Raw genomic sequence first — 9676 nt, forward strand, 5'->3', positions numbered from 1 at the left:
AGCGCCTGGTGGTCGGCGGGTTCGAGCGGGTATTCGAGATCAACCGCAACTTCCGCAACGAGGGGCTCTCCACCCGCCACAACCCCGAATTCACCATGATCGAGTTCTATCAGGCCCATGCGGACCACAACGACCTGATGGACCTCACCGAGGAGATGTTGCGCAGCGTGACCCGCAAGGTGCTGGGCACCACCACGGTGGTGAATACCGTGCGCAATGGCGAGGGCGAGGTGCTGGAGACCTTCGAGTATGACTTCGGCCAGCCGTTGCGGCGGATCACGGTGTTCGATGCCATCCTCGAGTTCAACCCGGAGATCCATGCCGAGGCCCTGGCCGACGAGTCTGCCGCGCGCCAGATTGCCGAGCGGCTGGACATCGACGTCAAGGACGGCTGGGGGCTGGGCAAGGTCCAGATCGAGATCTTCGAGAAGACCGTGGAGCATCGCCTCCAGCAGCCCACCTTCATCACCGAGTACCCTACCGAGGTGAGCCCGCTGGCGCGGCGCAAGGATGCGAACCCCTTCGTCACCGAGCGCTTCGAGTTCTTCGTCGGCGGCCGCGAGATCGCCAACGGCTTTTCGGAGCTCAACGACGCCGAGGACCAGGCCGAGCGCTTCCGCGCCCAGGCTGCGGAGAAGGAGGCCGGCGATCTGGAGGCGATGTACTACGATGCCGACTACGTGCGGGCGCTGGAGGTCGGCCTGCCGCCCACCGCCGGCGAGGGCATCGGCATCGACCGCCTGGTGATGCTGTTCACCGACAGCGCCTCCATCCGCGATGTGCTGCTCTTTCCGGCCATGCGCCCGGAAGTCGATTGACAGGCGATGATTCGAGGGGCACCGGGGGGAGGCCGAAGAGGAGGTCCTACGCCATGGACGGCGTCGGTAGCGCCCAGGGAGGGGTTTACAGCGCCTCCTCGTAGGCCTTCCGCCGGATCAGCCCCGTCTAGTATCGCCATGGCGGGAAGTATTGGTAACCGGGGCGGCCAGCACCCATAATGGTCGTCGTTTCGACGTCGAGGAGACCGTGATGAAACTGCTCAACCGCTCCGCCCTGAGCGTCAGGCCGACCCGGCATTTCGTGGATTGGATCAATGTGCTCGAACCCACGATGGAGGGAGACGACTTGACCCTGGCCGACGTCGAGCGCGAAAGCACCGTCTACCTGATCCCGGAGATGGATACGCCCGAGGCCCTGGAAGCCTTCGTGCGCGAGCGCTACCTCGAGATTCTCGAGACCGAGCTGCGCGCCTGGGAAGAGGATGAGCGCCAGTGGCCGGAAGTCCTGGACTGGGCGCTCTTTCAGCGCTTCTTGCAGGTCGAGCACAGCTACCTGGCCATCGACCTCGACAACGAGGCGGCGCTGGAGATCTCCGAGGTGGATGATGCCCTCCTCCTGGAGACGGACCAGGACTGATCCTCCCGCCCGACAGCGAACATGGGAAACCGGCTTCGGCCGGTTTCCTCGTTATGAACCCCGCAGTGATGGAAGCAGGATGAGTCGACTCTTCGCGACCCGCCCCGGCGACGATGGCTTGCCGGGCCCCGAGCGGCGTCTGGCGGTGCTGGCGTTGATCCTCGGTACCCTGATGGCGGTGGTGGATACCACCATGGTCAATATCGCGCTGCCCTCCATGGCGGCCGACCTCGGGGTCTCCGCTTCCCGCGTGGTCTGGGTCACCAACCTCTTCCAGATCGTCTGTGCCGCCTTCCTGCTGGTCTTTGCCGCCCTCAGCGAACTGCTCAGCCGGCGGCGGCTGTATGCCGCCGGGGTGGCGCTTTTTACCCTGGCGGCCCTGGGCAGCGCGCTCGCCACCAGCCTCGAGACCCTCCTGGTGTTCCGCGCCCTGCAGGGACTGGGGGCAGCAGCGACCCTTTCTATCGGGCCCTCGCTCTATCGCTCGATCTTTCCCTCGCGGCTGCTCGGCAGCGCCCTGGGGCTCTCTGCCCTGGTGGTGGCCGGTGGCTACGCTGCCGGGCCGACCCTCGGGGGGCTGGTGCTCTCGGTGGCCAGCTGGCCGTGGCTGTTCGCCCTGCACGTGCCGCTGGGGCTCTGTGCCTCCTGGCTGGCCTGGCGGGCGCTGCCTCGGGAGGCCGGACGGCGAGATGGTTTCGACTGGTGCGGTGCACTGTTTTCGGTGGCCATGCTGGCCGGGCTCTTCCTCGGTCTGGACGGCGTCGGCCACGGGGCGCCTGCCTGGCAGGTAGTCGCCTGGCTGGCACTGAGCCTGCTCAGTGCCGTGCTTTTCCTGTATCGCCAGCGCCGGGCCCGCCACCCGCTGCTGCCACTCTCGCTGTTTGCCGAGCGACGCTTCTCGCTGGCGGTCTCGGCGTCGGGGCTGGCCTTCGTCGGTCAGGGCCTGGCCTTCGTGGCGCTCTCCTTTCTCTATCAGCAGGAGATGGGTTTTACACCGCTTGAGACCGCCTGGATGTTCACGCCCTGGCCGCTGGCGATCATGGTGGTGGGCCCCCTGGCCGGTCGATTGGCGGATCGGGTCAACCCCAGCCTGCTCTCTAGCGGCGGCCTGGTCCTGCTGTTCATGGGTCTTGCGGCCCTGGCCGGGCTCGATGCCGAGGCCGGCGTCATGGACAGCCTGTGGCGCACGGCGCTCTGCGGGCTTGGCTTTGGCCTCTTCCAGCCGCCCAACAATCGCGAGATGATGGCCAGCGTGCCACATGAGCGCAGCGCCAGAGGCTCCGGTGTGATGAGCACGACCCGTACGGTGGGACAGTCCCTGGGCGTGGCCTTGGTGGGGGCCTTCCTGGCCGCCGGGGCGCCGGTGCAGGCGACCCTCTGGGTCGGGGCAGGGGCCTGTGTACTGTCGCTCGTGGCGAGCCTGGGGCGGGTGTCGCTGGCTGGGCGGGCCCAGCGCGAGGCGCGCCGAGCCGAGCCGCTGCGGGCGTCGTCGGACCCGGACTGAAGGCGTACAATGGCCCTATCACTCACTCAGCATCGGAACCCCGACATGAGCATCCAGGCCACCATCGAAGACAAGCTCAGGGCCCTAGAGCCCGCCTTCCTGGCGGTGGAGAACGAGAGCCATCGGCATAATGTGCCGCCGAACTCCGAGACCCACTTCAAGGTTACCCTGGTCTCCCCCTCCTTCGAGGGGCTGATGCCGGTCAAGCGGCACCAGCAAGTCTATGCGCTGCTCGCCGACGAACTCGCCGGTCCTGTTCATGCCCTGGCTCTGCATCTCTTCACGCCCGAGGAGTGGGAGGCCAGCGGCCGCTCCCGCCCCGACTCCCCCGACTGCCGGGGTGGCGGCCAGTCGTGACTCCGGAGCCGCAGCGTCTGCAGTACCTGGAGGCCATGGGCTTGACGGCCTGGACCTCGCGCTATCGTCTGCCCAATGCCTTGCCCACGCCGGTCTGTGAGTGGGAGGCCGCCGCGTCGGTGGACGAGGCGCGCCGCGCCCCGGGAGAACGGCTGCATGCGCTGCTGGACGAAGCCGCGCAGGCGCAGGTCGCCACCCCTCAACCGGCCCCCGCCGAGCCGGAATCGCGCCATCGGCCTTCGTCCGGCAAGGCCCGCGCGCTGCTCGGTGATCTGGTGCTCCCCGATGAGCAGGGGGCTGTGCTCGAGGAGTCCAGCTCCCGTCCCGTGCGCCACAGTGGGGAGGCGCTGCGCTTCACCCTGCAGGTGGCTTGCCTGGATGGCCGCTGGCTGGTGCTGCTGCCCGGGGAGGCACCGCCCGGCGGCATGGAACTGCGCCTGCTTCGCCACCTGCTGAAGGCGGCCGGCGTGGTGCCCGAGCAGATGCCGGCTTTCGAGGCCTTCCGCTGGCCCCAGGTCGAAGGGCTGCCGGTGGAGGCGCCACTGGAGGAAGCCCGAGAGGGTCTCCAGGCCTTTCTGGCCGGTCGGCAGCAGCGAGGCTGGGCACCGGAACGGCTGCTGGTCTTCGGGGAAGACGAGACCCTCGCCGCGCTGCTGACCCTCTCCGATGGCCACTGCCCCCTGCTGGCGCTGCCGGCCTGGCAGGGGCCCTCGTTGAGTGAGCTGGCCGAAAGTGCCGAGGCCAAGCGCGCCCTCTGGCCGCGGATGGCCGGTTGGCGCAATGCCTGGCGGGCGGATCGTGATCCCGACTGAGGCGGTGCGGCTGCTCGGCCCCGCCGACCTGGCGATGCTGGTGGCACTGGAGCAGGCCGCCAGCCAAGACCCATGGACGCAAGGCCAGCTGCAGGCGGCGCTGGACGACCCCGACACCCGGGTGTATGGCATCGAGCGCGAGGCGTGCCTGGTCGGTCATGCGGTGGTAGTGCGGCTGCCCTTCGATGCGGAGCTGCAGGCAATCCTGGTGGCGCAAGAGGTACGTCGCCAGGGGATGGCAGGGCGGCTGCTGTCGGCGGTGATCGAACAGGCGCGGACCTGGCAGAGTGAGCGCCTGCTGTTGGAGGTCAGGTCGGGCAATGAGTCGGCCCTGGCGCTCTATCGGCGTGCGGGATTCGGCGAGGATGGCCGACGGCGTGGCTACTACCCTTCGCGCACCGGCGGCCGGCGGGAGGATGCGCTGCTGATGTCGCTCCCGCTGACTTGATATCGCCTCAGCTGCTGGGGGTCGTCTCGACCTGGTCGAACTTGCCCAGCAGCGCCGAGAGGCGACGCTCCCACTCCTCGCGCTCCTGCTTCAGGCGGGCGTTTTCCTCGCGCAGCTCCTCGGCTTCCATCCTCATCAACTCCAGGGCCTCGACGGCGCTGGTGACCTTCTGTTCGAGCTGGTTGAAGAGTTCGATACTCATCCTGTTCTCCTGACAACATCCTGCTGGTGGGGCATGCCTAACGGGGTTCTTCAGCGCGCAGCGTAACGCTGCGGTCGGGGCTCAGCAAGCGTCGCCGTCCGGCGACTTCGGGCCGGGCGGATGCCGGTGGTAGAGGCGTGCGGTGCTGTCGCCAGCACGCACCTCACGGTGCAGCTGCCAGCCGACGGGAACCTCGGGTACTAACGACGACTCGGTTTCCACATAGATGAAGGCGTCCTCGGTGAGCCAGCCGGCTTCCAGGGCGCGGCAGCAGGCTTCGGCGAGCCCCTGGCGGAAGGGCGGATCGAGGAAGACCAGGGAGAAGGGGGTGGGGTCGCCGGCAAGGAAGGCCAGGGCATCGGCATTGACCGGGCGCCCGCGCTCAGCGGCCCCCAGCGTGGTGAGGTTGTCGGCCAGCTGACGCGCCACCCGGGGGTCACCCTCGACGAACACCGCCTTCCGGGCACCCCGCGAAAGGGCCTCCAGGCCGAGCGCTCCGGTGCCGGCGAAGAGGTCCAGGACCCGTGCCCCGGGGGTGGCGGCGGCAAGCCAATTGAAGAGCGTCTCGCGCACCCGGTCGGGGGTGGGGCGCAACCCCGGGTGGTCGATCACCGGCAGCTGACGTCGCCGGTACTCGCCGCCGATCAGGCGCAGCCGTCCGGAGTTCCGGCGGCCGGCGTTCCGGCGGCCGGGACCCTTGGCGGGGTGGGCGGCCGGACGGCGGAACTTTCGAGAGGGGGGGCGGCGTCGTGTCATGGGAGCGGATTGTAACCGCCGCCTTGTCCACAGTCATGGTGCGCGATGGTAGGATGAGGCGATTCGTTCATCCGCGAGGCGTGATCCCCCCATGTTCGGTATTTTCAAGCGCAAGAAGAAGCAGGAAGGGCAGCAGGCGACACCGGAACAGGAGGCCGAGCGCCGGTCGGAAGAACAAGCGACAGACGACGTCACCGAGACCCCCTCGCCGTCGGAGGTGACCGACGAGGCCACCTCCGGCCGCCAGTCGGCAGAGGCGCCCGAGCCGGAACCCGAACCCAAGCCCGCGGCAGGGCCCCAGCCTGAGCCCGAGCCCGAGCCCGAGCCCGAGCCCGAGCCCGAGCCTGCGGCTGAACCCGAGCCGCCCCGGGTGGCCCTGCAGGAGAAGCCAGTCGCCGAGAAGAAGGGCTGGTTCGCCCGAATCCGTGCCGGGCTCGGCAAGACGCGCGCCAACCTCACCGACGGCCTGGCCGACCTCTTCATGGGCCGCAAGCAGATCGACGACGAGCTCATGGAGGAGCTCGAGACCCAGTTGCTGATGGCGGACGTCGGTATCGAGGCCACCACCGAGATCATCGACCGGCTCACCGACCGGGTCTCGCGCAAGGAGCTCAAGGAGCCCCAGTCACTCTATCGGGCTCTGCAGGAGGAGCTCACGGCGATGCTCGAGCCCGTCACCCGGCCGCTGGCGCTGCCGTCGAAGGGCGAAGGCCCCTTCGTGATCCTGGTGGTGGGCGTCAATGGCGTGGGCAAGACCACCACCATCGGCAAGCTGACCCAGCGCTTCCAGCGCGAGGGGCGCAGCGTAATGCTGGCTGCCGGCGACACCTTTCGGGCGGCGGCGGTGGAGCAGCTCAAGGTCTGGGGCGAGCGCAACGACGTGCCGGTGATCGCCCAGCACACCGGCGCCGACAGCGCCTCGGTGATCTTTGATGCCGTGTCGGCCGCCAAGGCGCGGGGCGTCGACGTGGTGATCGCCGACACCGCCGGCCGCCTGCACAACAAGGCCCACCTCATGGAAGAGTTGAAGAAGGTCCACCGGGTGATGGGCAAGGTGGACGACAGTGCCCCCCATGAGGTGATGTTGGTCCTCGACGCCGGGACCGGCCAGAATGCCCTCGCCCAGGCCTCGACCTTCAACGAGGCGGTGCCGGTCACCGGCATCACCCTGACCAAGCTTGACGGCACGGCCAAGGGGGGCATCATCTTCGCCCTGGCTCGCCAGCTCGGTACGCCGATCCGCTTCATCGGCGTCGGCGAGTCGCTGGATGACCTGCGCCCCTTCGTGGCGAGCGAATTCGTCGATGCCCTGTTCGACCGCGAGCCGGTGTCGCCCGAGTCATGATCGCCTTCGAGCACGTCGGCAAGCGCTACGGAGGGCGCTTCGAGGCGCTCGCCAATATCGATTTCCAGGTGCGGCGCGGCGAGATGGTCTTCCTCACGGGCCACTCCGGCGCGGGCAAGAGCTCGCTGCTGCGCCTGATCATGCGCCTGGAACGTCCCAGTCGCGGGAAGGTGCGGGTGGCGGGCCATGACATCGACCGCCTGCACCATAGCCAGATCCCCTTCTATCGCCGCCAGATCGGCGTGGTCTTCCAGGACCACCAGCTGCTCTTCGATCGCTCGATCTATCACAACGTGGCCCTGCCGCTGGAGATTCAGGGGATCGAGCACCGCGAGGCGGCGCGGCGGGTACGAGCGGCCCTGGACAAGGTGGGGCTGTTGCACCGCGAGGCCGCGCTCCCCATCGAGCTCTCCGGCGGCGAGCAGCAGCGGGTCGGCATCGCTCGGGCGGTGGTCAACAAGCCGGCGCTGCTGCTCGCCGACGAGCCTACCGGCAATCTCGACCCCCAGCTCTCCGCCGACATCATGGCGCTGTTCGAGGACTTCAACCGCATCGGCACAACGGTGATGGTCGCCAGCCACGACCTGGCGCTGATCGCCCGGCTGCGTCACCGTACCCTGCGGCTCCACGAGGGGCGCCTGGTGGCCGACGAGGAGATCGCATGAGCCGCGAAACCGCCCCCTCACCCCGTGGCGCGCGCACGCACCGGCCGGGAAGTGGCGTCCGCTGGCGCGCCTGGGCGCGTCACCACCGCGCCATGGCCCTCGACAGTGCCCGCCGCCTGCTGCGCCGCCCGCTGGGCAGCCTGCTGACCATGCTGGCCATCGCCATCGCCCTGGTGCTGCCCGCGGGGCTCTGGCTGACCCTGGACAGCGCCCGCCTGCTCGACGCCGAACTGCAGGAGAGCGCAACCCTCACCGCCTACCTGGCAACCGGGGTCGGGGAGGGCGAGGCCGGTCGCATCGAGGAGGCACTGGCTGCCCAGGCGGGGGTGTCCGGCACCCGGCTGATCACCGCCGCCGAGGGCATGGCCGAGTTCCAGCAGGCGCTGGGGCTCCGCGATGCCCTGGCGCGACTCGAGGGCAATCCCTTGCCGGCCAGCGTGGTGGTACGCCCCGGGGACCCTGATCCCGAGGCGGTGCGACGACTCGCCGATGCCCTCGAGGCCGTTCCCGGTGTCGATGAGGTGCGCCTGGACCTCGCCTGGCTCGAGCGCTTGCGTCACATCGCTGAGCTGGGCCAACGGGTCACCCTGGCGCTGGGCGTGCTGTTCGGGCTGGGTGTGCTGCTGGTAGTGGGCAATACCATACGGCTCGCCGTGGAGAATCGCCGGCAGGAGATCGAGGTGGTGACCCTGATCGGCGCCACCCATGCCTTTGTGCGTCGTCCCTTCCTCTACAGCGGTGCCTGGTTCGGGCTGGGCGGCGGCCTGCTGGCCTGTGGCCTGCTGACGCTGGGCAGCGACTGGCTCTCGGCGCCGGTTTCCGCCCTGGCGGCGAGCTATGGAGCCAGTTTCCACTTGCCGCGACTGGGCCTCGAGGGGTCTACAATACTGCTATGTTCTAGTACACTACTTGGCTGGCTAGGCGCTTGGATTGCCGTAAATCGGCACCTGGCGGAGATACGGTCACGCTGATGCATGCCGCGATACGGTGGTCGAATCTAGGGGATATCGGGCATCAGCCGAACTTTTGTCGGTCTTGGCCGTCTTATGTGGCAACTTTACACAGCACTATGGGTTTCGAAGGAGACAATCGGCACATGAGCACCAGTCTTCTGCCGGTGGGTCAACTCTCCCCGGGTCATGACCTGAACGGTTACATTCAGGCGGTCAACGGCATCCCGATGCTGACCGTGGACGAGGAGCGTGAGCTGGCCTTTCGCCTGCATGACGAGGGCGACCTCGAGGCGGCGCGTCGCCTGGTGCTCTCGCATCTGCGCTTCGTCGTCTACATCGCCCGCAGCTACTCAGGCTACGGTCTGCCCCAGGCCGACCTCATCCAGGAAGGCAACGTCGGCCTGATGAAGGCCGTCAAGCGCTTCGATCCCAACCAGGGTGTGCGGCTGGTCTCTTTCGCCGTGCATTGGATCAAGGCCGAGATCCACGAGTTCGTGCTGCGCAACTGGCGCATCGTCAAGATCGCCACCACCAAGGCCCAGCGCAAGCTGTTCTTCAACCTGCGGGGCGCCAAGAAGCGCCTGGCCTGGCTGAACAGCGACGAGGTGGAAGCCATCGCCAAGGACCTCGACGTCAAGCCCGAGGTGGTGCGCGAGATGGAAGGGCGCCTGTCGGCCCACGACGCCGGCTTTGATGCCTCGCCGGGCGAAGATGATGAATCCCCCTACCAAGCACCGGTGCACTTCCTCGACGACAGCAGCGCCGACCCGGCCACCCAGCTCGAGGATAGCGACTGGGAACAGGATGCCACGCACCGCCTGAAGCAGGCCCTGGAGGCGCTCGACGAGCGCTCCCGGGATATCCTGCAGCGTCGCTGGCTGGGGGGCGACAAGGCTACCCTGCATGAGTTGGCCGATGTCTATGGTGTCTCCGCCGAGCGCATCCGCCAGCTCGAGAAGAATGCCATGAAGAAGATCCGCCAGCAGATTGGCGACGCCCTGGTGGCGTGACGCCCTTCGGGCAGCGCCAAGCGGCCAAGCACCGAGCCGCCAAGCTACTTAGTGACGGGCGGCATAGCTCAAGGCGCACTACGAGAAACCCACCGGATTCGACATCCGGTGGGTTTCTTCGTTGATACCCGGAATAACCAGGACACCATTCTGCGGCGCTCGGCGCTCGGCGCTCGGCGCTCGGCGCTCGGCGCTCGGCGCTCGGCGC

12 protein-coding genes are annotated in these 9676 nt (G+C 68.1%); 10 read left to right on the forward strand and 2 right to left on the reverse strand.

Features of this window, described 5'->3' with window-relative positions:
• The 6 genes from RI841_RS11030 to rimI all read left to right on the forward strand — a co-directional run.
• Positions 1–818: amino acid--tRNA ligase-related protein (locus RI841_RS11030; protein ID WP_310705651.1), on the forward strand; the 818-nt coding region annotated here is incomplete at its 5' end.
• A gap of 211 nt (positions 819–1029) precedes the next feature.
• Positions 1030–1416 (forward strand): hypothetical protein, encoded by a 387-nt coding sequence (locus tag RI841_RS11035; RefSeq protein ID WP_310705652.1) that lies wholly within the window; start codon positions 1030–1032, stop codon positions 1414–1416.
• 79 nt (positions 1417–1495) lie between these two features.
• On the forward strand, positions 1496–2920 hold the full coding sequence (locus tag RI841_RS11040; protein WP_310705653.1) for an MFS transporter: 1425 nt from the start codon (positions 1496–1498) through the stop codon (positions 2918–2920).
• A gap of 45 nt (positions 2921–2965) precedes the next feature.
• Complete coding sequence (locus RI841_RS11045; protein ID WP_310705654.1) at positions 2966–3277, forward strand: BolA/IbaG family iron-sulfur metabolism protein; 312 nt, start codon at positions 2966–2968, stop codon at positions 3275–3277.
• Positions 3274–4089, forward strand: coding sequence for a hypothetical protein (locus RI841_RS11050; protein WP_310705655.1), 816 nt, complete (start codon positions 3274–3276; stop codon positions 4087–4089). The genes RI841_RS11045 and RI841_RS11050 overlap by 4 nt, the downstream gene beginning before the upstream one ends.
• The gene (gene rimI, locus RI841_RS11055; RefSeq protein WP_310705656.1) at positions 4076–4537 is read left to right on the forward strand and encodes a ribosomal protein S18-alanine N-acetyltransferase; all 462 of its coding nucleotides are present in this window, start codon (positions 4076–4078) and stop codon (positions 4535–4537) included. Before RI841_RS11050 ends, rimI begins: the two co-directional genes overlap by 14 nt.
• A gap of 7 nt (positions 4538–4544) precedes the next feature.
• Here rimI and RI841_RS11060 read toward each other — a convergent pair whose 3' ends face one another.
• A complete protein-coding gene (locus tag RI841_RS11060; protein ID WP_310705657.1) occupies positions 4545–4739 on the reverse strand; it encodes a cell division protein ZapB in 195 nt (64 codons plus the stop codon).
• Positions 4740–4820: 81 nt separating this feature from the next.
• On the reverse strand, positions 4821–5495 hold the full coding sequence (gene rsmD / locus RI841_RS11065; RefSeq protein WP_310705658.1) for a 16S rRNA (guanine(966)-N(2))-methyltransferase RsmD: 675 nt from the start codon (positions 5493–5495) through the stop codon (positions 4821–4823).
• Positions 5496–5586: 91 nt separating this feature from the next.
• On the opposite strand from rsmD, the gene ftsY reads away from it, so the two are divergent.
• The 4 genes from ftsY (at position 5587) to rpoH (ending at position 9468) form a co-directional block, all read left to right on the forward strand.
• Entirely contained in the window at positions 5587–6840 is a 1254-nt protein-coding gene (ftsY, locus tag RI841_RS11070) for a signal recognition particle-docking protein FtsY (protein WP_310705659.1), read from the forward strand.
• Positions 6837–7505, forward strand: a complete 669-nt coding sequence (gene ftsE, locus RI841_RS11075; protein ID WP_310705660.1) for a cell division ATP-binding protein FtsE — start codon at positions 6837–6839, stop codon at positions 7503–7505. The genes ftsY and ftsE overlap by 4 nt, the downstream gene beginning before the upstream one ends.
• The gene (ftsX, locus tag RI841_RS11080) at positions 7502–8476 is read left to right on the forward strand and encodes a permease-like cell division protein FtsX (RefSeq protein ID WP_310705661.1); all 975 of its coding nucleotides are present in this window, start codon (positions 7502–7504) and stop codon (positions 8474–8476) included. The genes ftsE and ftsX overlap by 4 nt, the downstream gene beginning before the upstream one ends.
• Before the next feature lie 125 nt (positions 8477–8601).
• Entirely contained in the window at positions 8602–9468 is an 867-nt protein-coding gene (rpoH, locus tag RI841_RS11085; RefSeq protein WP_310705662.1) for an RNA polymerase sigma factor RpoH, read from the forward strand.
• Positions 9469–9676: the final 208 nt, after the last annotated feature.

The organism is Halomonas sp., from assembly GCF_031581305.1.
GTDB lineage: Bacteria > Pseudomonadota > Gammaproteobacteria > Pseudomonadales > Halomonadaceae > Halomonas.

What these genes read in the sequence shown, in the direction of transcription:
- RI841_RS11035 (WP_310705652.1), top strand. Translation starts at nt 1,030, where the DNA reads ATGAAACTGCTCAACCGCTCCGCCCTGAGCGTCAGGCCGACCCGGCAT.
- RI841_RS11040 (WP_310705653.1), top strand. Translation starts at nt 1,496, where the DNA reads ATGAGTCGACTCTTCGCGACCCGCCCCGGCGACGATGGCTTGCCGGGC.
- RI841_RS11045 (WP_310705654.1), top strand. Translation starts at nt 2,966, where the DNA reads ATGAGCATCCAGGCCACCATCGAAGACAAGCTCAGGGCCCTAGAGCCC.
- RI841_RS11060 (WP_310705657.1), bottom strand. Translation starts at nt 4,739, where the DNA reads ATGAGTATCGAACTCTTCAACCAGCTCGAACAGAAGGTCACCAGCGCC.
- rsmD (WP_310705658.1), bottom strand. Translation starts at nt 5,495, where the DNA reads ATGACACGACGCCGCCCCCCCTCTCGAAAGTTCCGCCGTCCGGCCGCC.
- ftsY (WP_310705659.1), top strand. Translation starts at nt 5,587, where the DNA reads ATGTTCGGTATTTTCAAGCGCAAGAAGAAGCAGGAAGGGCAGCAGGCG.
- ftsE (WP_310705660.1), top strand. Translation starts at nt 6,837, where the DNA reads ATGATCGCCTTCGAGCACGTCGGCAAGCGCTACGGAGGGCGCTTCGAG.
- ftsX (WP_310705661.1), top strand. Translation starts at nt 7,502, where the DNA reads ATGAGCCGCGAAACCGCCCCCTCACCCCGTGGCGCGCGCACGCACCGG.
- rpoH (WP_310705662.1), top strand. Translation starts at nt 8,602, where the DNA reads ATGAGCACCAGTCTTCTGCCGGTGGGTCAACTCTCCCCGGGTCATGAC.